This is a genomic window from Verrucosispora sp. WMMA2044, from assembly GCF_027497155.1.
Taxonomy (GTDB): Bacteria; Actinomycetota; Actinomycetes; order Mycobacteriales; family Micromonosporaceae; genus Micromonospora; species Micromonospora palythoicola.
This window is the reverse complement of the sequence record NZ_CP114913.1, coordinates 5,355,111-5,377,631: the sequence shown is the minus strand read 5'-3', so window position 1 is coordinate 5,377,631 and position 22,521 is coordinate 5,355,111. Positions and strand designations below refer to the sequence as shown.

Sequence of the window (22,521 nt, the reverse complement as noted above, 5' to 3'; positions counted from 1 at the left end):
GGTGGCAACCATGCCCCTCCATCGTCGTGCGCCGGGACGATCCCGTCCGGGTGGCCTGCGTAGGGCCGCCCGCGGGCTGGTCGTCCTGGTCGCCGCCGCCGCGGTCGGTGCCGGCCTGCTCGCCGCCCCCGCGTACGCCGAGCCCTCGGTCGACGAGATCGAGGCCCAGATCGACAAGCAGTGGCAGAAGCTGGAACCCACCATCGAGCAGTACAACAAGGTGCGCTCCCAGCTGCGGGTCAACAAGCAGAAGTCGAAGAGCCTGGAGAAGAAGATCCAGCCGCTGGCCCTGGAGACCGAGCTGGCGATGAACCGGGTGGCCGATCTCGCCTCCCGGTACTACATCACCGGCCCGTCCAAGGAGATCGGTGTCGTCCTGCTCAATTCGAAGCCGAACGAGCTCGGCGAGCAGATGGCCTTTCTCGACCGGCTCGCCTCGCAGGAGCGCCGCGAGCTCGAAGGCGTCATGAAGATCCGCAAGAAGTACGACGACCAGAAGGCCAAGCTCGACGCCCTGATCGCCGACCAGGAGGCGAAGCAGAAGCAGCTGGCGGCCAAGAAGAAGCAGATCGACGCCGAGATCAAGCGGCTGGAGAAGTCGCTGCCGGTGACGACGGTGAAGACCACCAACTGCCCGACCATCAACGGTGTGGTCAGCGACGCCGCCCGCACGGCCATCCGGACCGCGTGCGCCCAGGTCGGCAAGCCGTACGTCTGGGGTGCCACCGGCCCGAACTCGTTCGACTGCTCGGGTCTGACCCAGTACGCGTACAAGGCCGCGGGGATCTACCTCACCCACTTCACCGGTGCCCAGTGGAACGAGGGCAAGGCCGTCTCCCGCGCCGATGCCCGTCCCGGCGATCTGGTCTTCTTCCGCAGCGACGTGAGCCACGTCGGGCTGTACCTCGGCAACAACCAGATGGTGCACGCGGCTCGCGCCGGCAAGCCGGTGAACGTCTCGCCCATCACGACCATGCCGGTCGCCGGTTTCCGCCGCCCCGGCTGAGCCGCCACCAGCGTCCGCTGAGCGGTCGCGTAGGAACGCCCGAGGGCCCCCGGTCAAGTCGACGGGGGCCCTCGCCGTTGTCGGGTATCAGCACCCACGGTAACGGTGCGGTTGTGTTGCGTATCGACGCCGATCGTCCCTACGCTGGGCAATCGTCGGCCGCTGGCAGGTCCGCCCAGCCCGGGCGGTAACGGTCCGACACCGCCGAATCGCTCGTCAGCGAGCCGGGGAACCAGGTACCCGGGGTGAATCCGTGACGGTCACGGTAGGGCGTCCCTTCCCGCCCGAACCCGTCAGCTAACCCGGTAGGCGGTAGCGGAAGAAGGAGTGCTGAGCCCGGTGGCAGACCATGCCCCGCGGCCACCGTCACTGCGGCCGGGGATGCCCGGCCGACCGACGGCGGCGCCGCGTTCCAGCTGGTACCGCTGCATTCTCGCCGGCCTGGCCGCGACCGCTGTGATGCTGGTCGGCGGCGCGACGCAGGCCCGGGCCGAGCCCACGGTCGCCGACATCGAGCGCCAGATCGACGAGGACTGGAATCGGCTCGAACCCGTCATCGAGCAGCACAACGCGACCCGGCAGGACCTGGCCGGCAAGCGGCGGGAGGCGGACGCGCTGGCCGCCCGGATGGCACCGCTGCAACGCCAGGTGGACGAGGCCATGGACCGGGTCGGCAAGCTCGCCGCCCGCGCGTACAAGGGCGAACAGGTCCGGGTCGTCAACACGCTGCTCGGCAGCCGGTCGCCGGGCGAGGTGGTCGAGCAGCTCGGGCTGCTCGACCGGTACGCCCGCGTGCAGCAGCAGGACGTGCGGCACGCGAGTGACCTGCGCGACGAACTCGCCGCCGCCAAGGCCGGCCTGGACCGCACGATCGGCGAGCTGACCCGTACCGAGGCTGATCTCGCCGAGCGGCGGCGACAGATCGACGCCGAGATCGACAGGTTGCAACGGCTCCGGCTGCGGGCGTACGGGAAGGGTGGTGGTGGGCCGCTACGGCCGGCGCCCTGCCCGGCCAGCTACCCGGGTGGTGCGGCCGGCGAGGCGGTGACCTTCGCCTGCGCCCAGATCGGCAAGCCGTACTCCTGGGGCGCCGAGGGGCCCGACGCGTACGACTGTTCCGGGCTGACGTTGGCCGCCTGGTCGCGGGCCGGTGTCGCACTGCCGCACAACGCGGCGAGACAGCGCCGGGTCACCGAGTCGGTCAGTCGCGGCGCGTTGCGCCCCGGCGACCTGGTCTTCTACTACCGGGACCTGCACCATGTCGGGATGTACGTCGGCGACGGCTGGGTGGTGCACGCCTCCCGGGCGGGTCAACCGGTCAAGATGAAGCGGCTGGACAGCAGCCCGGTGCACAGTTTCGGCCGGCCCGGCTGAGGATCTGCGGTGTCAGCGGGTGGGCCAGGTGCGCCAGCTCTGCCAGGCACGACTGGGCGTCGGGCCGCGCTGACCCTGATAGCGGGAGCCGTAGACGGCCGAGCCGTACGGATGCTCGGCCGGCGAGGAGAGCCGGAAGATGCAGAGCTGCCCGATCTTCATCCCCGGCCAGAGGGTGATCGGCAGGTTTGCCACGTTGGACAGTTCCAGGGTGACGTGACCGGAGAAGCCGGGGTCGATGAAGCCGGCGGTGGAGTGGGTGAGCAGGCCGAGCCGTCCCAGGCTGGACTTGCCTTCGAGGCGGCCGGCGAGCTGGTCGCCCAGCGAGATGACCTCGAGCGTGGAGGCGAGGACGAACTCGCCCGGGTGCAGCACGAACGCCTGGCCGTCGGGCACCTCGACCGCGGAGGTGAGGTCGTCCTGTCGGGTGGCCGGGTCGATGTGGGTGTAGAGGTGGTTGTTGAAGACCCGGAAGAGTTTGTCCAGACGTACGTCGATGCTGGAGGGCTGCACCAGGGTGGGCTCGAACGGTTCGAGCGCCAGGGTGCCCGCCTTGATCTCGGAGACCAGGTCGCGGTCGGAGAGCAGCATCGCCACACCATAGCTGCCGGTATGCGACACGCGTGCCGGACTACCCGCTTCGAACGTGTGTTCGATAGGATGTCGGCATGGCTTCCTGGTCCGAATTCGCCGCTGACGAGCCTCGACTCGCCGACGGGATCCGCCTTCTCATGCAGCAGTACGGCCCGGGCTTCGGCTACCTGGCCACGGTCCGCGCCGACGGCGGACCCCGGGTGCACCCGGTCTCTCCGGTGATCACCGACGACGGTCTCTACTGCTTCGTGATCGACTCACCGAAGCGGCGCGACCTGGAGCGCGACGGCCGTTACGCGCTGCACTCGTTCCCGCCGGAGGAGAGCGACGACGAGGCGTACGTCGCCGGGCGCGCCCGGCCCGTCACGGACGATGCCACCGTCGCCCGGCTGGCGTTCGCGGCGCGGGCCGCCCCGCACGCCGACTGGCGCCTGTTCGAGTTCACGGTCGACGTGGCGATGCTGGCCCGACGGGAGCAGTCGGTGGCTGGGCCGAGCGAGCTGGCGGCCCGTCCGGCGGTCCAGGTCTGGCTCGACCCGGCGGGCGCCACGCCCCAGGCCGCGCGCCCGGTGCCGGCCCACTCCGGGCGGCACCACAGCCGCGCCGCCTGACCCACACGCGCAGGTGCCGGCCCCGTTCGACGGAGCCGGCACCTGCGGTACGCGGTGCGGTGAACGCGCTATGCCGCGCGGTAGGAGTTCCAGGCGTTGATCATGCGGGTGGCCTGGCCCGGGGTGAACTGGTACATGCAGCCGTCGTACGAGTAGTCCATGAAGTTGGTGATCGGGTCCAGGCCCGAGCTTGAGCAGGTGTCCCGGCCGGTCGGGCAGCCGCTGGCCGGCGAGGCCTCGGCAGGGGTGTCCGACACCTGGTCACCGCTGCCGGAGCAGCCGCCCTGGAAGGTGTGGTACAGGTTCAGCCAGTGGCCGACCTCGTGGGTGCCGGTGTCACCCTGGTTGTAGTTGGTGGCGGTGCCGCCGGGCAGCGACTCGCTGAGCACGACCACGCCGTCCATCACGTTCAGGCTGCGCTGCGGGAAGGTCGCCCAGCCCAGCAGGTTGTTGCTGAGCGCGCCGAGGTAGATGTTGAGCGTCGCCTTGTTGCCCTGCCGCAGCTGGGTCTTCATCTGCCGCTCGGCCGACGAGCCCTGCCGGATCGGGTACCACGACGAGTTGGTCACCCGGTTGATGCTCTGCAACTGGAACGCGAAGGCGGTCGCGGCGCCACCCGTCGCACCGCTGAACGACTGGTTCAGCACGTTGATCTGGGACTGGATCATCGAGTCGGGGATGTTTCCGCCGGCCCGGGTCGTGTCGCGGCGAATCACGTGCACCACCACCGGGATGGTGACCGAGGCCGCAGCGGCCTGGGCGCTCAGCGTGCGTTGGCCAACTCGCTTGGCGCGCTCTTGCAGGATGTCGGCGAACTCGGCCTCGCGCTGGTGCACCTGGGCGAGGGTCAACTGGTTCGGATCGTGCTTGACGGCGCTGCCACCCTTGGCCCGGGCCAGGGTGCCCGTCGGATCCTCACACACCTCGTCGGCCGTGAGGGCGGCCGCCGCCGGGCTCGCGGTCGTGGTGGCGGCCGGCAGGAGGCCGACCGTGGCCACGCCGAGCACCAGTGCGAGCGACGTCGATGCGATGCCGGCCGTACGCCGGTTCAGCAGGACGGGACGCAGTCCCATATGCCCACCTCTTTCTGGCGACGCGACCGGGGGTTGTGTCGCGCCGTGCGGAAAACGTGGGGCAGACGTTACAACCGATAGACAGATTTGAACATGGCCATATGTTGCGGTGTTGAAACTTCTTGCCGGTCCGTCCGGCCACCTCGCCCGGAGTCCAAGATCCACGCACTTTCGGTGATGTTGCTGCCTCCGGCCCGCCGCGACGCAGCAACATCGGGGATCCTGCTGTCTCGGACCGACCGCGACGCGCAGCGCGCGGGGGTGGAGCCCTGGATGCATCAGCGTGGGCGGCTCGGGTAGAGTGATTTCGCTTGCGGGTGTAGTTCAATGGCAGAACATCAGCTTCCCAAGCTGACAGTGCGGGTTCGATTCCCGTCACCCGCTCGGATCTGAAGGCCCTGGCCAGGACGCATGTCCGCCGGGGCCTTCGACGTTCCGCCGCCCCGAGCACCCCACGGGCCACTCGGTAGCGCCCTGCGGTGTCGTTCATGACGCGGTGGTCCCATAGCCCGCCGGCATCCCGGTCTGCTGGCACTCGGTCTGCGGCGCGTCGCGTCCCTCATTGCCCGGAATTCCTATCCTCACGGTCATGGGAGCTCTCAAGCCGTGGCACCTGATCGTCCTGACGTTCTGCTGCCTCCTGCCGGCTGCGGTGGCCATCGCCGGTGGTGTCTGGGCGGTCAGTCAATCTCGTGACCGTCGCTGAGGACCTGCGCGTCGGCCGGCAGTCTGGCGTCGGATTGGTGCCGAAGCGCCGAAGAGAGCCAACTGTCCACTTTGACCCTCGGGGTCATGCGGCCGGCCCGCCGTTCCTAGGCTCTCCAGCGAGGAACGCCTATTCCCTGGAGAAAGAGGCATCCATGACCATGCGCACCAGGCGGGCCATCGCGGCAACGCTCATCACGGGCGTCGTGACCGCGACCGGCCTGCTGACGGGGGTGGCTGCGGCCCAGGCGGAGCCGGTGATCGCCGGCACCTTCACGATGACCGGTGATCCGGGCGACTACATCACCGGAGGCGCCACCTACAGCTACGACGTCGCCGCAGGCGACCGGATGTCGATCCGCGCCGACGACCAGCTTCGCGGCGTCTACCTGTCGATCGAGGGCAGCAACGGTGACTGGTGGTCGATGGACCTAAAGGCGCCGGCTGGGCAGCAGCTCGCCGTGGGCAACTACCCGGACGCCACCCGCGCACCGTTCAGTGGTGCGGGTGCCGGCATCGACATCAGCGGCAACGGTCGGGGCTGCAACACGATCACGGGCTCGTTCGTGGTCGCCGACGTGGCTTTCGGCCCGCACGGCTACGTGGAGCGGCTCGACGCCACCTTCGAGCAGCACTGCGAGGGCGGCACGCCGGCTCTGCGCGGGCGGGTCGTGATCGGCAATCCGCCGCCGCCGGCTCCGCTGGAGTTCACCGTCACGCCAGCTGCGGACGGCGTCTTCAGCAAGCTGAACGGCAAGGCCACGGTGCATGGCACGGTGGTCTGCAACGCGGACGCGACGGTGCAACTCAGCGGCCTGGTCACCCAGGTCAAGAACAAGGTCATCATTCGTGGCCCGTTCAGCGGCCGGGTCGACTGCGTCCAGGGTGAGACGGCGTCGTGGTCCGCCACGGCGGACCCGACCGGCACCACCCCGTTCCAGCGGGGGAAGGTCGAGGTCACCGGCAGCGCCTGGGCGAACGACCCGAACTACCAGGGTGAGACCGTGCAGGTCGAGATTCCTGCGACCACGGTGACGCTGACCCGGGCGCCGGCAGCTGTCGAAGCCCTCATGTGAGCGCGGCGGGACTGACGCGCCCGCCGATGAACCACCAGGGGCCCGGTCCGAGGAGAGGTCCTCGGGCCGGGCCCCGCCCGTGAACCGGAGGTGCGACCATGGCCCCGCGTACGCTGGCGATCATGCGGATAGGCATCGTGATCCTGCCCGACCAGCGCTGGTCGGTGTCGCGGCACCGGTGGCGACGAGCCGACGAGTGGGGGTTCGACCACGCCTGGACGTACGACCATCTGGGCTGGCGCGATCTGGTGGACGGGCCCTGGTTCGACTCGATGACCACGTTGACCGCCGCCGCGACGGTGACCAAGCGGATCCGTCTCGGCACACTCGTCGCCTCACCGAACTTTCGGCATCCGGCGGCCTTTGCCCGGCAGGTGACCGCGCTGGACGACGTCTCCGACGGGCGGACGCTGCTCGGCCTCGGCGCAGGCGGCATCGGGTTCGACGCCGCCGTCCTCGGCGGTGAGACGCTGCCTCCACGGCAACGGGTGGACCGGTTCGCCGAGTTCACCGAGTTGCTCGACACCATCCTGCGGCGGGACGGCACCACCTGGCGGGGCGACTGGTTCGCGGCGGTCGACGCGCGGAGCAATCCGGGCTGCGTGCAGGAACCCCGGGCGCCGTTCGTGGTGGCCGCCAACGGACCCCGGTCGATGCGGATCGCGGCCCGCTTCGGGCAGGGCTGGGTGACCACCGGGCCCGCCGTCGACGACCTGGACGACTGGTGGACCGGGGTGGCCGAGTTGACCAGTCGGCTCGACGCGACCCTGGCGGCGCAGGGGCGGGACCCGGCCAGCCTGGACCGCTACCTCTCGCTGGACTCGGCACCGGTCTTCTCGTTGAGCAGCGCGCAGTTCTTCGCCGATCAGGTGGAGCGGGCGACGAAGCTAGGTTTCACCGATGTGATCACGCACTGGCCACGGGCGAGCAGTTGGTACGCCGGTGACGAGGCGGTCCTGGTGGAGGTCGCCACCCGTCTCCTGCCCGAGCTGCGTCGATGAGCCGGCGCACCGCCGGGTCGGTGCAGCGGCGCGGGACTGCGAGCCGGATGGCTCAGGTGCCGAGGTCGCCGGTGGCGATGCCGCCGGCTCCGGCGGACACCAGGCGGAAGCGTACGCAGACGATCTCGCTGTCGTCGGTGACCGGGGTGCCGACGCGAGCCCAGTAGGCGGCGTGTCCGGCCCGCCACTCCTCGATCGAGCGGTCGCCCTCGCCCTCGGCGCGGGCGAAGTCCCACGGCACCTCGGCGAACCGGGTCACCTCGACGCCGGTCACCTCGACGACGGCCACCAGCGAGTCGGCGTCGTCCACGAGGACCAGCCGCTCGCCGACGTGCTCAAGTTCCTCGTCCTCCTCGGCGTACTCGTCGAGCAGGCCGGCGGTGGCGGTCTTGACGCCACCCAGCACCAGGCTGTTGAGGCGCGACCGCAGGTCACCGGGGGTGCCGAGGGCTAGTGCGCGGAGACCGCCGATCCGTGGCCACATCCTGTCGAGGCTACCGCCCGGTCCCGGCGCGACATCGCCGACGTTCCCGGTGCGCCGAGCCGGCCCGCGGGGGTGCGATTGGGGGTACGGTCGATGGCCGACGACAAGGAGATGTCCATGGCGGACCGACGCGCGGTGCTCATCCCGGGACGCGGGTACGACACCCGGTACCCCCTCTTCCTCTACCTGGGCGAGGCGCTGCGCCGGGTCGGTTTCGGGCTGCACGGGATCTCCTGGCAGGTGCCGGAGCACTTCGACATCGACACCATCGGCAGGTGGGTGTGTGATCAGGTCTCCCCGACCCTGACCGAGCGGACGGACCTGCTGGTCGGCAAGTCGCTCGGCACCCTCGCCGCGCCCCTCGCGGCAGGGCGGGGGCTGCCCGCCGTCTGGCTCACCCCGTTGCTGCACCGGGGTGACCTGGTCGACGCGCTGCGCCGGGCCACCGCCCCGTTCATCCTGGTCGGCGGCACCGCCGACTCGTCCTGGGACGGCGGGGTCGCCCGGCGGCTCACCCCGCACGTGTTGGAGATCCCCGGCGCCGACCACGCGCTGATGGTGCCCGGGCCGCTGGCCCGCTCCGCCGAGGCGCTCGGCCAGGTCTGCAGCGTGGTCGAGGACTTCGTCCGCTGACCCCCACCTCGATCCCTCACCCCGTTGATCATGAAGTTGTAGTCACGCCACGCCGAAGCGAGGGGCAACAACTTCATGATCAGCCGGATCGGCCGGGGGTTCAGGTGGGGAGGTCGGGGGTGGTTAGGAGGGCGGTCAGTCGTAGGTCGGCTGCTACTGCCGGCGGACAGGTGGCGACCACGGCGGCGGTGCCCACCGGGTCGGCACCGCGGGCCGCGCAGATGTCGTAGACGGCGCGTACCTGGGCGGCGGTGTCCACCCAGTCGTCGACCACCAGTACCCGGTCTCCGGGACCCAGGTGCCGGTCTCGCACCGCGAGGTCCACCCGGCGACCGCGAAAGTCGGGGGGACTCTGCGCCCAGGTCAGCGAGCCGGTGGGCAACCGTCCGTCACCGGGCTTGTGTGCTGCCACGAACCCCACGCCGAGAGCGGTGGCGGCCAACGGCCCGAGCAGGAACCCGGTGACCGCCGGGGACACGACCACCGTGGGTCGAGTGGCCCGGAACGGCGCCACCAACGCCGGTCCCAGCGCGGCGAGCGTCCCCGGATCCCGCCACCACCCGGAGGTGTCGCTGACCAGGTGACTCGCCCCCGGTCCGGGATCGACCCACTCGAACAGCTCGACGAGACGTCTTCTCAGCTCAGCGGGCATGACACCATCCTGCGCCAGGCACCTGCCGGACACCCGCCCGCCCGGCCCACGCCGGATCGGATGATCGGCTGCACGTATAGCCACAATTGCGGGCATAGCGCCATGATCACGTTGACTTCGGAAGTGCTTCTCTCGTTATGGTCCGACCCGGTTTGACCCGCTGAGAAAGGACCGGGCTGGTGGCTGGTAGGCACTCCCGTACCCGCAGGTTCACCTCGCCGGCCGGGCTCACGGCCAGCGCCGTGGTGGCGGTCGCGCTCGCCGTCGGCGGCACCGTAGGTGCCGTTCGGCTGACCGCCGAGTCGGAGCCGGTGCGACCGGCCGCGATCGACCTGTCGCCCACCACCGCGACGAGTGTCCCCGCTTCGCCGAGCGCGTCGCCGACCCCCGGCGTCAGCGCCTCGCCGAGCCCGACGGCCCGCCCGAAGCCGAGCCGCACCGCGCAGGCACCGTCCCGCAGCAAGCAGCGTACGGCCAGCCCGAAGCCGAAGCCGACGGCCAAGAAGACGACGTCCCGCCCGGTGGTCGACACCGGCTCCTGCGGTGCGTCCTTCTACTGGCAGGGTCAGCTGACCGCCAACGGCGAGACGTTCGATCCGGAAGGCCTGACGGCCGCCCACAAGACCCTGCCGTTCGGCACGAAGGTGCGGGTGACGAACCCGGCCAACGGCGAGTCGGTCACCGTTCGGATCAACGACCGTGGTCCGTTCATCGAAGGGCGCTGCCTGGACCTGGCGCGGGCCGCGTTCGCCGAGATCGCGTCGCTCGACCTCGGTCACATCGAGGTCCGCTACGAGGTGCTCGGCTGAGCCGGTGCAGCGTCGGGATCGGCTCCGGCTCCGGCTCCTCGCGACAAGATCCGTCTGGTCCGAGGGGCCTGGCTCATTCTTTCGCTCACCTACATCGGGCATGCTGTCGGATGTACGCACGCAACTCCTCCAGCCGGGCCGCGGCCCGCTGAGCCCCGGATCCCGCGCCGGCCTCGGCGCGGCCCTCGTCCTGCTCGCAATCGTCTCGGCGGTCGAGTTGGCGGACGGCCGTACGGCGAACTACATCGCGCTGATGGTCGCCGCGCCGTTCCTGGCCGCCGCGCTCGCCTCGTGGCGGATCGTGCTGGGCGTTGGTGCGGCCGCCTCCGTGCTGGGGGCGACCTTCGCCCTGGCCGAGCGGACGGTCTCGCTCTCCACCGCGGTCGCGGTGGCCGGCATCGCGCTGGGCACAGGCATCGCGGGGGCGGTGGCGGCGGTACGGCAGCGGCAGGCGGAGCAGATCGCCGAGCTGTCGAAGCTGGCCATGGTCGCCCAGCAGGCGGTGCTGCGTCCGCTCGGTCCTCGGGTGGGCGCTCTTTCCGTGGCTGGCCGGTACATCTCGTCAACCGCCACGGCCGAGATCGGCGGCGACCTCTACGAGGCGATCGAGACCCCGTACGGCGTTCGGATGATCATCGGGGACGTGCGCGGCAAGGGCCTGGAGGCGGTCCGGCTGGCGAGCATCGTCCTGGGCTCGTACCGGCACGTGGCGTACGAGCGGGCCGACCTGCGGGCCGTGGTGGCGGATCTCGACCGGGCGGTGGCGCGCAACGTCGGCGACGAGGACTTCGTCACCGCCGCCCTGGTCGAGGAGCGCGGCGGCACGCTCACCATCGTCAACTGCGGGCACCCCGCACCGCTGCTGCTGCGCCGGGGCGCGGTGATCTCTCTTGAGCCACCGGCGCCGGCGCCTCCGCTGGGGTTCATGCCCACGGTCCGGCCGAGGGTCGAACGGCTGGAGCCGGGTGACCGGTTGTTGCTGTTCACCGACGGGCTGGGCGAGGCCCGGCGGGACGGCGAATTCTTCCCCACCGCGGACCGGGCCTGGCGGCTGCTCGGCCACGGTACGGTCGGCGACGGCCTCGCCTCGCTGGAGACCGCCCTCGTCGAGTGGGTGCACGGCCGGCTCGACGACGACATCGCGCTGGTCCTCATGGAGTACACCGGCTCACCTGGCAAGACGACGGCGGCGGTGCCGAGCTGGGAGGTCGGCGCCGCCGAAGGGTGAGAAATCGAGGGGAGGGGGCCGGCGGACCCGAACGGCAGGTGTGTAATGCCTGTCACTGGCGGAACCGGCTTGTCGCTGCCTACCCGCGAGTAATAGAGTCAGGGTTACTGATCGGTAACACCTGTCCGGAAGCGGGGCCAGCGAGATGACCCACTACAAGAGCAACCTTCGGGACCTCGAATTCAACCTGTTCGAGGTGTTCGGGGCGGACCGGGCGTTCGGCCAGGAGCCGTACTCCGACCTCGACGTCGACACCGCGCGGAGCTTCCTCGCCGAGGTCGACCGGCTGGCTCGACAGGACCTGGCCGCCAGTTACCAGGACAGCGATCGCAACCCGCCGGTCTTCGACCCGGCCACGCACACCGCACCGCTGCCGGAGTCGTTCAAGAAGTCGTACCGGGCCTTCATGGAGTCCGAGTTCTGGCGCCTGGACCTGCCCTCGGAGCTGGACGGCACCAACGCCCCCCGGGCGCTGTGGTGGGCGCTCGCCGAGCTGGTGCTCGGCTCGAACGCGCCGGTCTGGATGTACGCCTCCGGCCCGTCCTTCGCGCACGTGCTGCACGTCGAGGGCACCGAGCAGCAGAAGAAGTGGGCCAAGCTCTTCATCGACCGGCAGTGGGGCTCCACGATGGTGCTCACGGAGCCGGACGCCGGCTCGGACGTGGGTGCCGGCCGGGCGCGGGCGATTCCGCAGCCGGACGGCTCATGGCACATCGAGGGCGTCAAGCGCTTCATCACCTCGGGCGAGCACGACCTGAGCGACAACATCGTCCACTACGTACTGGCCCGCCCGGTCGGGGTGGACGGTGTGGGTGGCCCGGGTACCAAGGGCCTGTCGCTGTTCGTCGTGCCGAAGTACCACTTCGACGAGAACACCGGCGAGCTGGGCGAGCGCAACGGCGTCTTCGCCACCAACGTCGAGCACAAGATGGGCCTGAAGGTCTCCAACACCTGCGAGATCACCTTCGGCGAGCACGGCGTACCGGCCAAGGGCTGGCTGCTGGGCGAGAAGCACGACGGCATCCGGCAGATGTTCATGATCATCGAGTACGCCCGGATGATGGTCGGCACGAAGGCCATCGCCACCCTGTCCACCGGATACCTCAACGCCCTGGAGTACGCCAAGAACCGGGTGCAGGGCGCCGACCTGACCCAGATGGCGGACAAGACCGCCGAGCGGGTGACCATCACCGCGCACCCCGACGTGCGTCGCTCGCTGCTGCTGCAGAAGTCGTACGCCGAGGGCCTGCGGGCGTTGGTCCTCTACACCGCCACCTGGCAGGACAAGGTCGCCATGGCGGAGGCGGCCGGTGACGAGAAGGCCATCAAGCTGGCCAAGCGGGTCAACGACCTGCTCCTCCCGCTGGTCAAGGGCGTCGGCTCGGAGCGGGCGTACGAGCTGCTCGGGCACGAGTCACTGCAGACCTTCGGCGGCTCCGGCTTCCTCCAGGACTACCCGCTGGAGCAGTACGTCCGGGACGCCAAGATCGACACCCTGTACGAGGGCACCACGGCGATCCAGAGCCTCGACCTGATCTTCCGGAAGATCGTCCGGGACAACGGCAGGGCGCTGATGGCCGTGGCCGGCGAGATCCAGGAGTTCATCGCCACCGAGGCGGGCAACGGCCAGCTCAAGGAGGAGCGTCAGGCGCTCGGCAAGGCACTCGCCGAGATCCAGAACATCCTCGGCGTGATGACCGGCTGGTTGGGTGAGGCGCAGAGCGGGGACACCCGGGCGCTGTACAAGGTCGGGCTCGGCAGCCGCCGCTTCCTGCTGGCCCTCGGTGACCTGGTCGTCGGCTGGCTGCTGCAGAAGCAGGCCGACGTGGCGCTGAAGGCCCTCACCGGTGAGGTGACCGCGGCGGACAAGGCGTTCTACACCGGAAAGGTGGCCGCCGCCCGATTCTTCGCCCGCGAGGTGCTGCCCCGCATCGGCGCCGACCGCCGCATCATCGAATCCACCGACCTAGACATCATGGACCTCCCCGAGGAAGCCTTCTAACACCCACCCCACCCCACTCCACTCCCCGTCTTATTGATCATGAGGTTAGCGGCGAAGTTGATCTCCAGAACTGCCGCTAACCTCATGATCAACGGGTGGTCGGTGGGGGTTGGGTGGGGGTAACTGGGGGGTGGGTGGGTATGCGTGGCGGGCCAGTCCGAGTACGCCCAGAGCAACCGCACGGGGGAGTGCCGCGCACATGGGCATTGGTAGTGGGATCTTCCTGATCGCGATCGGCGCGATCCTGACCTTCGCCATCCGGGCCAACGTCTGGTGGGTCGACCTGCGGGCGGTCGGCTGGGTCTTCATCCTGGCCGGGCTGGCCGTGCTGCTCACCACGCTCTGGTTCTGGCAGGACCGGCGCAAGCGGGCCCGAACCCTGATCGTGGAGGAGAACCGGCTCTCGCATCCGACCGCGATGATGCCGCCACCGCCCGATCCACCACCACCGACCGCGCCACCGAGCTGAGCGACCACATACACCGCACGTGGCCCTGCTAGCCGCGTGCGGTGTGTCGTGTCTCGATCCGGGCCGTGCCGCGGCTCAGTTCCGCCCAGGGCGCGGCCGTGCGGTGCACCACGAGGCCACCGGTACGCAACCCCTCCGGATCCGCCCGGACCGGATCGAGCAGTTCGGACAACAGTGAGACACCCGGGTTGTGGGCGATCAGCAGGACCGTCGTCGCGGTAGGTGCCACCTGTCGGAGCAGGTGCAGCAGATCCTCCGGGTGCGCCTCGTAGGCGTCCGGCTCGTAGCGGATCGCCGGAGCCGGGCCGGCCGGCCCGCTCTCCGGTGATGCGCCGGTGATGCCCGACTGGACGTCGTGCCATGTCTGTCTGGTTCGTACGGCCGCCGAGCAGAGCACCACGTCCGGCAGCAGCCCCTGCCGGGCCAGCCACGCCCCGGCCGCCGTGGCGTCCGCCCGGCCGCGAGCGGCCAACGGACGTTCGACGTCGGGACGGTCCGTGGTGGGCGGTTCGGCCTTGGCGTGCCGCAGCAGCACCAGTGTCCGCTCGTGTGGCGGGCTGTCCGTCATGTCTCCAGCTTGCCCGATTGGCGATCTCCGTGCCGGGGTAAGTCGGTCGGTGCCGCAACCTCATCCGTGGCCGCGGCGGAGTGGAATGCCAGCTTCGATAGCCAAGGAGACGACGAGATGGGCATCGGTGGCAGTATCTTCCTGATCGCGCTGGGTGCGATCTTCGCGTTCGCCGTGGAGGCGGACCTGGGCTGGCTCAACCTGAGCGTCGTCGGCTGGGTGCTGATGCTCGCGGGTGTCGCCGGGCTGATCGTGACCCTCTACTTCTGGAACTCGCGTCGCCGTGCGGTCGTTGCGCCGGTGCGCGAGGAACGGGTGGTGGCCGAGCGTGCCGTGCCGGTCCGGGACGACCGGGTGGTCCAGGAGTACCGCGAGGTGCGCCGGCCCGGTCCCACGATCTGACCCGCACCCGACGGACCCAGTGGGGGTGGTGAGCGACGAGGCTCACCACCCCCGCTGTCGTCGTACGCCGGCTTCAGGCGAACAGTGCGAAGTAGATGGCGATGTGGTGGCAGATGGCGGCGACCAGGGTGCAGGCATGGAAGAACTCGTGGTGGCCGAAGACGGTGGGCCACGGATTGGGGCGGCGCAGCGCGTAGAAGACCGCCCCCACGGTGTAGATCGCGCCGCCCACCGCGAGCAGCACCAGGGCGGTGACGCCGCCCTGGTGCAGGATGTCGGGCAGCATCGCCACCGAGACCCAGCCGAGGGCGACGTACAGCGGCGCGGAGATCCACCGGTTGGCGTGCGGCCAGATCAGCTTGAGCGCCACGCCGCCCAGGGCGCCGCCCCAGACGATCGACAGCATCATGACGGCGGACCGGGTCTCCAGCAGCAGCAGGCAGAACGGTGTGTACGTGCCGGCGATGAACAGGAAGATCATCGAGTGGTCCATCCGGCGCATGACCGCGTATCCGCGGGTCGACCACACCCGACGGTGGTACAACGCGCTGGTGCCGAAGAGACCGCAGACGGTGAAGCTGTAGACGGCGGAACTGATCAGGGGGGTCCAGCCCGGGCGGGTGGCGGCGATCGAACAGAGCACGATGCCGCAGACCAGGGCGACAAAGAAGGCGTACGTGTGCAGCCAGCCGCGCATCCGGGGTTTCCCGATGTCGACCGGCTTGAGCCGGGGGCGTGCGGAGGTGGTCACGCCCATAGGTTACGGCAGCGTAGGTTACTTTCGGGTAGTGCAACTGGTCACGCCGTCCGACAAGTGGCCGACGCGGACGTTTCCGCTCGTCCGGGAGGATGGCGGGATGCGGATCAGAACGGTCGGCACCCAGGCACTCCTGCTCGACCTCGCCCGGCCGGAGGACGCTGGCGCCGCCGGACCGGTAACCGACGTGGCCGCCGCCGTCGAGGCGTGGCGGGCCGAGCTGTGGCGCCGCCGGGAACTCGGCGAACTGGTCGCCGTCGAGATCGTGCCGGCCGCCGCCACCGTGCTGCTCGACGGCGTACCCGACCCACCGGCCACCGCGGCCCGGATCGCCACCTGGACCACCACCGCGCCACCTGCCGAAAGGGCCGCGAGCGTGCCAACCGCCGGCGCACCCGCCCGTCTCGTCGAGGTGCCCGTGACCTTCGACGGGGAAGACCTGGCCCGGGTGGCCGATCACTGGCGCACGGACGCACCCGGGGTCGCACGTCGCCTGCGGGTCACCGAGTTCCAGGTCGCCTTCTGCGGCTTCGCACCCGGCTTCGGGTACCTCACCGGGCTGCCCGCCGAACTGGCGGTGCCCCGACTGCCGACACCCCGGCCACGGGTGCCGGCCGGCTCGGTCGCGCTTGCCGGCCCGTACGCGGGCATCTACCCCACCGCGTCCCCCGGCGGTTGGCTGCTGGTCGGACGCACCGAGGTGACCCTCTTCGACGTGACGGCGGACCCGCCGGCCCTGCTCAGTCCCGGCACCCGGGTCCGGCTGGTGGACCGGTGAGCGGCCGCCTCGAAGTGCTCCGGGCCGGGGCGTTGACCACCGTGCAGGATCTCGGCCGGCCGGGCTGGGCACACCTCGGCGTACCCCGTTCCGGTGCCCTCGACCCGGCGGCGCTGCGCCTGGCCAACCGCCTGGTCGGCAACCCGGAGCAGGCGGCCGGGCTGGAGATCACCCTGACCGGCTGCGAGCTGCGACCCACCCGGGCCACCACCGTCGCCGTGGTCGGTGCCGACGCCGACGTGCGGGTCGGCCAGCGTCCCGGCGACACCGGTCGCCCACTGGCCGTCCCGCGCGGAGCGGTGCTGCGCATCGGTCCCGCCCGACGGGGCCTGCGCTGCTGGCTCGCGGTGGCCGGTGGCATCGCCGTCGCACCGGTGCTCGGCAGCCGCTCCACCGACACCCTCGCCGGGCTCGGGCCGGCCCCGCTACGCGACGGCGACCAGCTGCCGCTGGGTGCCCCCGCCGGCCCGCCCGCCCCCGTCGACCTCACCGTGCCGGTGGCGTACCCGACGGAGCTGCGGCTCACCGTACGACTCGGACCCCGGCACGACTGGTTCACCCCGGCGGCACTGGACCGGCTGCTCGGCACGGCGTACCAGGTGAGTCCGTTGAGCAACCGGGTCGGCGCGCGCCTGAGCGGCGCGCCGCTACCCCGCTCGGTCGCCGGGGAGCTGCCGAGCGAAGGACTCGTGCTCGGCGCGATGCAGGTGCCGGCGGACGGTCAACCACTCGTCTTCCTCGCCGACCATCCCACCACCGGCGGATACCCGGTCATCGCGGTGGTGGCGGACGTGACCCCGCTCGCGCAGGCCCGCCCAGGCACTACGGTGAGATTTCATGGACCTCAACGCTGACCTCGGCGAGGGCTTCGGCATCTGGCGTCTCGGCGACGACCAGGCCCTGCTGGACCTGGTCACCTCGGCCAACGTCGCCTGCGGCTTCCACGCCGGCGACCCGGCCACGATGCGCCGGGTCTGCGCCGCCGCCGCCGAGCGGGGAGTCGCCGTCGGAGCCCAGGTCGGCTACCGGGACCTCGCCGGCTTCGGCCGGCGACACATCGAGTACGAGTTCGCCGAGCTGCGTGACGAGGCGCTCTACCAACTCGGGGCGCTCAACGCCTTCTGCCGGGCGTACCGCACCCGGGTGCGCTACCTCAAGCCGCACGGGGCGCTCTACCACGCGGCCGCAAGCGAGGAACTGCCGGCGGCGGCCCTGCTGGCCGCGATCGAGGATTACGACCCGGAGCTGCCCGTCCTCTGCCCACCCGGCTCGGTCCTCGCCCAGCTCGCCCAGGGCGCCGGGATCCGGGTGGTGGCCGAGGGCTTCGCCGACCGCAACTACCTGCCCAACGGTCGACTGGTACCGCGTACCTCCCCGGACGCGTTGGTCACCGACCCGCAGGAGGTGGCCCGCCGGGCGGTGCGGATGGCCACCGAGCGGGTCGTGGTCACCGTCGACGGCGGTACGGTCCCGTGCGTGGTGGAGTCGGTCTGCCTGCACGGCGACAGCCCCGGCGCGGTGGCCGCCGCGGAACTCGTCCGCGCCGCCCTCGTCGACGCGGGCGTCACCCCCGCCCCGTTCGCCTGAGGCGCGAGGCGGAGCACCGTGGTCGGGCGTCAGCCGGCGTCCATGCCGCGCAGGACCAACGGCAGCCGGCCGACGCCGCCGTCGACCACCCGCACCGGTACGCCCCAGTCCTGCCGGGTGAGGTGGCAGGCCGCGTGCTCCACATCGGCGTCACAGGTGGCTGCCTGGGCGGTGACCTGAAGCACCCCGTCGGGCACCGATCCGTCGATCACCAGCCGTCGGGACAGCTCCGTGCCGGTGCCCGCCCCCTCGACCAGCAGCTCCGGCGGCGACGCCGAGACGACGAGCCGGGTGGACGGTCCGAAGGTGTCGTCCAGCTTCTGCCCGGGGGCTGGGGTGAAGACGACGTCCAGCACCACCTCACCCGCGCTCAACTCCGTCGGCCTGCGCTCGGTACGGTGCCGGGGACCGTCGACGGTCTCCGCGCCGGCCGCCGAGAGCGCACCGGGAGCCAGCCGGGTGATCCGATGCGCCGCCGACTCCACCACCAGCACCGCGCCGTCGGCGGTGAGTACCAGGTCGCTGGGCTCGGCCAGACCGGCGGCGACGGTGGCGACCCGGTCATCGGCCGGGTCGTACCGGCGTACCGCGCCGTTGTAGGTGTCGGCGATCAGGACCGAGCCGTCGGGCAGGGCGCAGACGCCGAGCGGATGCTGGAGCAGGGCCTGCGCCGCCGGCCCGTCCACGTGCCCGAAGTCGAACAGGCCCTGACCCACGGCGGTGCCCAGGACACCGTTCTCGACGTAGCGGATGGCGCTGGTCTCGCTGTCGGCGACCCACAGCCGGCTGCCGTCGGTGGAGACGGCGAGCCCGGACGGTTGGGCCAGCCACGCTTCGGCCAATGGCCCGTCGCGCAGCGCCTCGACCGTCGTGCCGGCGTACATGCCGGCGGTGCGCTTGATCGGGTCGAACCACCAGAGCTGGTGGATGCCGGCCATGGCGATGACGATCTTGTCGTCGTACCAGGCGAGATCCCAGGGAGAGGAGAGGTCGACCGAGCGGGCGTCGTGCGCGTGGTCGTCGACCGTCGACCGCCACTGCCGCCCGGTGCCGGCCACGGTGAGCACCTCGCCGGTGGCCAGCCGGACGCCCCGCAGCAGGTGGTTGACGGTGTCGGCGACCACCAGGTCGTAGCCGGCGACCTCGGCCACGTGCGGCGGCAGGGGACACAACCCCTGCGGCTCGGAGAAGGTCGCGGCACCGGCACCACCGTCGGTCCGGCCCCGCTCACCGGTGCCGATGGTCCGGACGACGGTCTCGGCGTCGGCGGCCAGCTCGACCAGGCGGTGCCGCGCCGAGTCGGAGACCAGCAGGCCGCCGTCGGGCAGGGCCACCGCCTTGCCGGGAAAGCGGAGGGTGGTCTCCGGCTCGGTGACCGGGACGTACGGGCCGTCGCCCCGGTGCAGCGTGCCCTTGGCCTCGTGGGTGGCGATCAGGTCGTCGATCAGCCGGGCCAGCCCGTCGGCGTGGCCCTCGCCCGCCATGGTGGCCACCACGTACCCCTCCGGGTCGATCACGGCAAGGGTCGGCCAGGCGCGGGCCGCGTACTGCTGCCACATGTCGAGTTCGGGGTCGTCGAGGACGGGGTGGTGCACGCCGTACCGCTCGACGGCGGCGGCCAGCGCGTCGGCGTCCTTCTCGTGCTCGAACTTCGGCGAGTGCACACCGATCACCACGAGGACGTCGGCGTACTTCTGCTCAAGGGGACGCAGCTCGTCGAGCACGTGCAGGCAGTTGATGCAGCAGAAGGTCCAGAAGTCCGCTATGACGATCTTGCCCCGGAGGTCGGCGAGCGTCAGCCGCCGCCCGCCGGTGTTCAACCAGGCTCGACCCCGCAGTTCGGGAGCCCGCACGCGTGCACTCATGACCCCATCGTGCCCTACCGGCTGACGCCCACCAGCGTGAAGGGGTGGGCCGGCGCGGCGACGGACACGGATTGCGGCAACGCGGGCCCTCACGCCGGCCGGACGCCGCGACGTGCCGCGAACTGGGAGCTTGGCCGGCGGGCAGGGCGAGCCCCGAAACAGCGGCGGCGGGGTCACGGACGAGCCGTGACCCCGCCGTCGGGTAGGCCGGCTCAGCCGCCGGTCGCCTCCTTGAGGCAAAGAACCGGGTTGGCGGTGGCGCCACGGAGGTCCACATGCGGCATGGCCGGGTCGGGGCACTTGTCCTTCGACTCGACCTTGGACACCACGCTGAACGCCTCCGGTTCGGCGCAGTCGGCGGCCACCGCGGTGCTGCCGGAACGCTTGACGCACGAGCCGATCGGCGGGTCGAAGGCGTTCGCGTCGTCCGACCCGCCGATCATGCCGAGCAGCATCAGCAGGCCGAGCGGAATGGCCAGGATGAGCACGGCGGCGACCAGTACCGCGGCGAGTACCCGTCCGTTGCGTACCTTCGGTGCCGGGGTTTCCGCAGCCGGTTCGGCGACCGGCTTGAAGGCGTCGAAGCGGCCCTGCTCCGCCTCGCCCGATCCGCTGCCCGGACCCGGGCTCCACGGCGGTGCGGACTGCGGCGGCGGAGGGTACGCCGGATTGTGCTCGCCGCCCGGCTCGGACCGGAAGGGGGCGCCGTGGGTGCCACCCGGGCGTTCGGACGGCCCGCCGAACGGGTCGTTGCCCGGCGCACCGAACGGGTCACGCGGCGCGCCGCCGAACGGGTCGGCCGGGCGGTCCGGCTCGGGGTGCGGCCGTACGCCGTTGACCGGCCGGTTGGCTGGCGGCGCGTCGACGAAGGACGGAATGCCCGGCGGGAAGGGAGGTGGGGCAGCCGGCGACGCCGGAGCGGCCGGACCGGCGAAGGCATTCGGCCCGCCCATCGGCGGCTCCCGGTCGGCGAAGCGGGGCTCCGGGGTCGGCTCGTACCGCTCCGGGCCCTGATCGCCGCGCGCCGCGCCCGGGTCCACGTCGAACCGACCCGGACCCTGGTCGAAGCGGGGCACCAGCGGCTGCTCGTCGTGCTCCGGTGCCGGCTCCTCGGTGTGCTCGGTGCGGGCCGGCCGGCCGTACACCCGTGGTTGTGGCGCGGGCGAACCGGCCGGGCGAACCGGGTGGTCGGCCGGGGGCATGACCCGACTGGACAGTGGCACGGAGGCGCTTGCCGCGACAGCACCGCCGGCCGGCGACGCGGGCCGGCCCTCGGCCTCGGGAGAGGTACGGGGCGCCGGGATCGCCGGGGACTGCGCTTCGTCGTGTCGGGGCTCGGGGTGACCCCAGGCCGGGCCACCGGCCGACCCGGCCGGGTCGTCGTTGAACGGCGAGGGCTGCGCGAAGTCCGCGGGCGGCGTGGCGGCCAGGCTGGCACCCGGCACTCGCTGCTCCTGCGGCGGCAACGGCACCATGTTGGCCGGGGAGATGCCCGGTGCGGGTGCCGGCTGATAGACCGGATCGTCGGACCGACCCGGATCGGGCTCGGTGTTGGTTCGGGGTGCCCCGGGCTCCGCGGCCGGCTGACCCCACGCCTCTCCGGGCGCCCACGGCTGGATGTCGGGCATGGCGCTTCGGTCGGCGGCGTTACGGGACGGGAGCGGCTCGGCGGACGGGCTCCAGGACGGCGGCGGCCCGGCAGCCGGGTTGCCGCCAGCCCAACCGGGCGACTCCTCCCGGGCGGGGGTGGCCCAGTCGGGCTGCGACGGCCGGTCACCGCCCGCGTGCCAGCCCTCCACCGGTTGGTCGCTGGCCCATCCGCCAGCGGGTTCCCGCCGCTGGCCGGCCGCCCAGCCGGGCTGCTCCGACTGCTCGGCGGGCCACGCCTCGGCGGGGGACGACCCGTCGGTGGGCCGCTGCTGCTGACCCGCGTCGGCGACGGGCACCTGAGCGCTGGCCCGGGCCGCCGGCTCGCGGGCGGGCGTCGGCTGGTCGTTCTGCGCCCAGGCCGGCTGGGGCGGCTCGGGCTGACCGGGGGTCGAGGCCCAGCCGGGGGTCTGATCGTCGCTGCGGGGCACGCCGGCCCAGTCAGGCTGCTGACCGCCCCAGCCGCTGGGCGCTGCCGAGTTGGACTGGCCCGCGCCGGCCTGACCGCTGGCCCAGCCCGGCTGGCTGGTGGTCCAGTCCGGTTGGCCTGCCGGTGGTTGACCGTTGGCGCGGTCGGGCTGGCCGGCGGCCGGCTGGTTCGGCGTCCACTCTGCCGGCTGCGCGGTGTCCGCAGTGGCGGGATCGGTGGCCCACGCGGGCGCGGTCTGGTCGCCGTTCGCCCAGGCGGACCCCTCCGATGTGGGCGGACCGGCCGGCGCCCAACCCGGGGTCGGCTGCTGCGGCTGGTCTCCCGGGGGTGCCCAGGGCTGCTGGCTGCCGGCGGGCTGGTCCCAGTTGCCGGGCACGGCTTCCGCCTGACGGGTCGCCTGGGCGCTGCCCCACGCGTTGCCCTGCTGGTTCGCCCACGCTGGTGCGGACGTGTCCGGGCGGGCGGGTGGTGGCGGAGCCCAACCGAGGTCGGGGGCGGATGCGCCGTACCCGTTGTCCTGCTGAGTCGGACGGTCGCCGTACGGCGCCGGTCCGCCGCCGCCCGGCGGCGCCTCGTCCGGCTCCTGGCCGGGGCGGTGCGGGCCCTCGGACGTCATGCGTGCGCCTCCTCCATCACATGTCGGCCGCCGTCGCCGATGGTCTCGGCAGGGCAGCCGGCGGTGCCGGCGTACCGGCGATGCCGGCTCCCCGCACCGTATCCCGGTAGCCGCTGGTGGGCTTCCGGGGAGCTTCGATCGTCACTGTCCGTCG

At 71.7% G+C, this 22,521-nt stretch carries 22 protein-coding genes, 1 tRNA gene and 1 riboswitch; of the genes, 15 read left to right on the top strand and 8 right to left on the bottom strand.

What is annotated here, in order from left to right; all coding sequences use genetic code 11:
• The first annotated feature begins 10 nt into the window (after positions 1–10).
• Entirely contained in the window at positions 11–1,006 is a 996-nt protein-coding gene (locus tag O3597_RS24505) for a C40 family peptidase (protein ID WP_164448709.1), read from the top strand.
• 192 nt (positions 1,007–1,198) lie between these two features.
• Positions 1,199–1,333: riboswitch (cyclic di-AMP (ydaO/yuaA leader) on the top strand.
• Between the two features lie 12 nt (positions 1,334–1,345).
• Positions 1,346–2,380, top strand: coding sequence for an NlpC/P60 family protein (locus O3597_RS24500; protein WP_281602505.1), 1,035 nt, complete (start codon positions 1,346–1,348; stop codon positions 2,378–2,380).
• A 12-nt stretch (positions 2,381–2,392) separates the two neighbouring features.
• On the opposite strand, the gene dcd is transcribed toward O3597_RS24500, so the two are convergent.
• A complete protein-coding gene (dcd, locus tag O3597_RS24495; RefSeq protein ID WP_093409429.1) occupies positions 2,393–2,971 on the bottom strand; it encodes a dCTP deaminase in 579 nt (192 codons plus the stop codon).
• Between the two features lie 77 nt (positions 2,972–3,048).
• Between dcd and O3597_RS24490 the strand changes: the two genes are divergently transcribed.
• Positions 3,049–3,585, top strand: a complete 537-nt coding sequence (locus O3597_RS24490; RefSeq protein WP_164448707.1) for a pyridoxamine 5'-phosphate oxidase family protein — start codon at positions 3,049–3,051, stop codon at positions 3,583–3,585.
• Positions 3,586–3,653: 68 nt separating this feature from the next.
• On the opposite strand, the gene O3597_RS24485 is transcribed toward O3597_RS24490, so the two are convergent.
• Positions 3,654–4,658, bottom strand: a complete 1,005-nt coding sequence (locus tag O3597_RS24485; protein WP_281602504.1) for a zinc metalloprotease — start codon at positions 4,656–4,658, stop codon at positions 3,654–3,656.
• 313 nt (positions 4,659–4,971) lie between these two features.
• Between O3597_RS24485 and O3597_RS24480 the strand changes: the two genes are divergently transcribed.
• The 3 genes from O3597_RS24480 to O3597_RS24470 all read left to right on the top strand — a co-directional run bounded on the left by O3597_RS24480 (position 4,972) and on the right by O3597_RS24470 (position 7,440).
• A tRNA-Gly gene (locus O3597_RS24480) sits at positions 4,972–5,042 on the top strand.
• Positions 5,043–5,518: 476 nt separating this feature from the next.
• Positions 5,519–6,439, top strand: a complete 921-nt coding sequence (locus O3597_RS24475) for a hypothetical protein (protein ID WP_281602503.1) — start codon at positions 5,519–5,521, stop codon at positions 6,437–6,439.
• A gap of 98 nt (positions 6,440–6,537) precedes the next feature.
• The gene (locus O3597_RS24470; protein ID WP_281602502.1) at positions 6,538–7,440 is read left to right on the top strand and encodes an LLM class flavin-dependent oxidoreductase; all 903 of its coding nucleotides are present in this window, start codon (positions 6,538–6,540) and stop codon (positions 7,438–7,440) included.
• A 52-nt stretch (positions 7,441–7,492) separates the two neighbouring features.
• Here the strand turns inward: O3597_RS24470 and O3597_RS24465 are convergent, their stop codons facing one another.
• Positions 7,493–7,924 (bottom strand): ASCH domain-containing protein, encoded by a 432-nt coding sequence (locus tag O3597_RS24465; protein ID WP_281602501.1) that lies wholly within the window; start codon positions 7,922–7,924, stop codon positions 7,493–7,495.
• A gap of 117 nt (positions 7,925–8,041) precedes the next feature.
• Here O3597_RS24465 and O3597_RS24460 point away from each other — a divergent pair, with 117 nt between their 5' ends.
• Positions 8,042–8,557 (top strand): alpha/beta hydrolase, encoded by a 516-nt coding sequence (locus O3597_RS24460; protein WP_164448702.1) that lies wholly within the window; start codon positions 8,042–8,044, stop codon positions 8,555–8,557.
• 100 nt (positions 8,558–8,657) lie between these two features.
• Here O3597_RS24460 and O3597_RS24455 read toward each other — a convergent pair whose 3' ends face one another.
• Positions 8,658–9,209, bottom strand: a complete 552-nt coding sequence (locus O3597_RS24455) for a phosphoribosyltransferase family protein (RefSeq protein ID WP_281602500.1) — start codon at positions 9,207–9,209, stop codon at positions 8,658–8,660.
• A 179-nt stretch (positions 9,210–9,388) separates the two neighbouring features.
• On the opposite strand from O3597_RS24455, the gene O3597_RS24450 reads away from it, so the two are divergent.
• From O3597_RS24450 to O3597_RS24435, 4 genes are all read left to right on the top strand, one after another.
• Positions 9,389–10,018 (top strand): septal ring lytic transglycosylase RlpA family protein, encoded by a 630-nt coding sequence (locus tag O3597_RS24450; protein ID WP_281602499.1) that lies wholly within the window; start codon positions 9,389–9,391, stop codon positions 10,016–10,018.
• A 100-nt stretch (positions 10,019–10,118) separates the two neighbouring features.
• A complete protein-coding gene (locus tag O3597_RS24445; RefSeq protein WP_164448699.1) occupies positions 10,119–11,246 on the top strand; it encodes a PP2C family protein-serine/threonine phosphatase in 1,128 nt (375 codons plus the stop codon).
• Positions 11,247–11,391: 145 nt separating this feature from the next.
• Positions 11,392–13,248, top strand: a complete 1,857-nt coding sequence (locus O3597_RS24440; RefSeq protein WP_281602498.1) for an acyl-CoA dehydrogenase — start codon at positions 11,392–11,394, stop codon at positions 13,246–13,248.
• A gap of 199 nt (positions 13,249–13,447) precedes the next feature.
• The gene (locus tag O3597_RS24435; protein WP_043961115.1) at positions 13,448–13,717 is read left to right on the top strand and encodes a DUF6458 family protein; all 270 of its coding nucleotides are present in this window, start codon (positions 13,448–13,450) and stop codon (positions 13,715–13,717) included.
• Between the two features lie 28 nt (positions 13,718–13,745).
• On the opposite strand, the gene O3597_RS24430 is transcribed toward O3597_RS24435, so the two are convergent.
• Positions 13,746–14,285 carry a histidine phosphatase family protein gene (locus O3597_RS24430; RefSeq protein ID WP_164448697.1) on the bottom strand — a complete coding sequence of 180 codons (540 nt, stop codon included), beginning with the start codon at positions 14,283–14,285 and terminating at the stop codon, positions 13,746–13,748.
• A gap of 117 nt (positions 14,286–14,402) precedes the next feature.
• On the opposite strand from O3597_RS24430, the gene O3597_RS24425 reads away from it, so the two are divergent.
• Positions 14,403–14,687, top strand: a complete 285-nt coding sequence (locus O3597_RS24425) for a DUF6458 family protein (protein ID WP_164448696.1) — start codon at positions 14,403–14,405, stop codon at positions 14,685–14,687.
• A 73-nt stretch (positions 14,688–14,760) separates the two neighbouring features.
• Here O3597_RS24425 and O3597_RS24420 read toward each other — a convergent pair whose 3' ends face one another.
• The gene (locus O3597_RS24420; RefSeq protein ID WP_164448695.1) at positions 14,761–15,438 is read right to left on the bottom strand and encodes a hemolysin III family protein; all 678 of its coding nucleotides are present in this window, start codon (positions 15,436–15,438) and stop codon (positions 14,761–14,763) included.
• A gap of 106 nt (positions 15,439–15,544) precedes the next feature.
• Here O3597_RS24420 and O3597_RS24415 point away from each other — a divergent pair, with 106 nt between their 5' ends.
• The 3 genes from O3597_RS24415 to O3597_RS24405 are packed head-to-tail and all read left to right on the top strand — an operon-like array spanning position 15,545 to position 17,809.
• Entirely contained in the window at positions 15,545–16,222 is a 678-nt protein-coding gene (locus tag O3597_RS24415) for an allophanate hydrolase subunit 1 (RefSeq protein ID WP_281602497.1), read from the top strand.
• Positions 16,219–17,076: a biotin-dependent carboxyltransferase family protein gene (locus O3597_RS24410; protein ID WP_281602496.1), complete on the top strand. Its 858-nt coding sequence runs from the start codon at positions 16,219–16,221 to the stop codon at positions 17,074–17,076. Before O3597_RS24415 ends, O3597_RS24410 begins: the two co-directional genes overlap by 4 nt.
• The gene (locus O3597_RS24405) at positions 17,060–17,809 is read left to right on the top strand and encodes a 5-oxoprolinase subunit PxpA (protein ID WP_281602495.1); all 750 of its coding nucleotides are present in this window, start codon (positions 17,060–17,062) and stop codon (positions 17,807–17,809) included. Before O3597_RS24410 ends, O3597_RS24405 begins: the two co-directional genes overlap by 17 nt.
• A gap of 29 nt (positions 17,810–17,838) precedes the next feature.
• Here the strand turns inward: O3597_RS24405 and O3597_RS24400 are convergent, their stop codons facing one another.
• Both O3597_RS24400 and O3597_RS24395 read right to left on the bottom strand, forming a co-directional pair.
• Positions 17,839–19,674 carry an NHL domain-containing thioredoxin family protein gene (locus O3597_RS24400; protein WP_164448691.1) on the bottom strand — a complete coding sequence of 612 codons (1,836 nt, stop codon included), beginning with the start codon at positions 19,672–19,674 and terminating at the stop codon, positions 17,839–17,841.
• Positions 19,675–19,886: 212 nt separating this feature from the next.
• Positions 19,887–22,367, bottom strand: a complete 2,481-nt coding sequence (locus O3597_RS24395) for a hypothetical protein (protein WP_281602494.1) — start codon at positions 22,365–22,367, stop codon at positions 19,887–19,889.
• Positions 22,368–22,521: the final 154 nt, after the last annotated feature.

What these genes read in the sequence shown, in the direction of transcription:
- O3597_RS24505 (WP_164448709.1), top strand. Translation starts at nt 11, where the DNA reads ATGCCCCTCCATCGTCGTGCGCCGGGACGATCCCGTCCGGGTGGCCTG.
- dcd (WP_093409429.1), bottom strand. Translation starts at nt 2,971, where the DNA reads ATGCTGCTCTCCGACCGCGACCTGGTCTCCGAGATCAAGGCGGGCACC.
- O3597_RS24490 (WP_164448707.1), top strand. Translation starts at nt 3,049, where the DNA reads ATGGCTTCCTGGTCCGAATTCGCCGCTGACGAGCCTCGACTCGCCGAC.
- O3597_RS24485 (WP_281602504.1), bottom strand. Translation starts at nt 4,658, where the DNA reads ATGGGACTGCGTCCCGTCCTGCTGAACCGGCGTACGGCCGGCATCGCA.
- O3597_RS24475 (WP_281602503.1), top strand. Translation starts at nt 5,519, where the DNA reads ATGACCATGCGCACCAGGCGGGCCATCGCGGCAACGCTCATCACGGGC.
- O3597_RS24470 (WP_281602502.1), top strand. Translation starts at nt 6,538, where the DNA reads ATGGCCCCGCGTACGCTGGCGATCATGCGGATAGGCATCGTGATCCTG.
- O3597_RS24465 (WP_281602501.1), bottom strand. Translation starts at nt 7,924, where the DNA reads ATGTGGCCACGGATCGGCGGTCTCCGCGCACTAGCCCTCGGCACCCCC.
- O3597_RS24460 (WP_164448702.1), top strand. Translation starts at nt 8,042, where the DNA reads ATGGCGGACCGACGCGCGGTGCTCATCCCGGGACGCGGGTACGACACC.
- O3597_RS24455 (WP_281602500.1), bottom strand. Translation starts at nt 9,209, where the DNA reads ATGCCCGCTGAGCTGAGAAGACGTCTCGTCGAGCTGTTCGAGTGGGTC.
- O3597_RS24445 (WP_164448699.1), top strand. Translation starts at nt 10,119, where the DNA reads ATGCTGTCGGATGTACGCACGCAACTCCTCCAGCCGGGCCGCGGCCCG.
- O3597_RS24440 (WP_281602498.1), top strand. Translation starts at nt 11,392, where the DNA reads ATGACCCACTACAAGAGCAACCTTCGGGACCTCGAATTCAACCTGTTC.
- O3597_RS24435 (WP_043961115.1), top strand. Translation starts at nt 13,448, where the DNA reads ATGGGCATTGGTAGTGGGATCTTCCTGATCGCGATCGGCGCGATCCTG.
- O3597_RS24430 (WP_164448697.1), bottom strand. Translation starts at nt 14,285, where the DNA reads ATGACGGACAGCCCGCCACACGAGCGGACACTGGTGCTGCTGCGGCAC.
- O3597_RS24425 (WP_164448696.1), top strand. Translation starts at nt 14,403, where the DNA reads ATGGGCATCGGTGGCAGTATCTTCCTGATCGCGCTGGGTGCGATCTTC.
- O3597_RS24415 (WP_281602497.1), top strand. Translation starts at nt 15,545, where the DNA reads ATGCGGATCAGAACGGTCGGCACCCAGGCACTCCTGCTCGACCTCGCC.
- O3597_RS24405 (WP_281602495.1), top strand. Translation starts at nt 17,060, where the DNA reads ATGGACCTCAACGCTGACCTCGGCGAGGGCTTCGGCATCTGGCGTCTC.
- O3597_RS24400 (WP_164448691.1), bottom strand. Translation starts at nt 19,674, where the DNA reads ATGAGTGCACGCGTGCGGGCTCCCGAACTGCGGGGTCGAGCCTGGTTG.
- O3597_RS24395 (WP_281602494.1), bottom strand. Translation starts at nt 22,367, where the DNA reads ATGACGTCCGAGGGCCCGCACCGCCCCGGCCAGGAGCCGGACGAGGCG.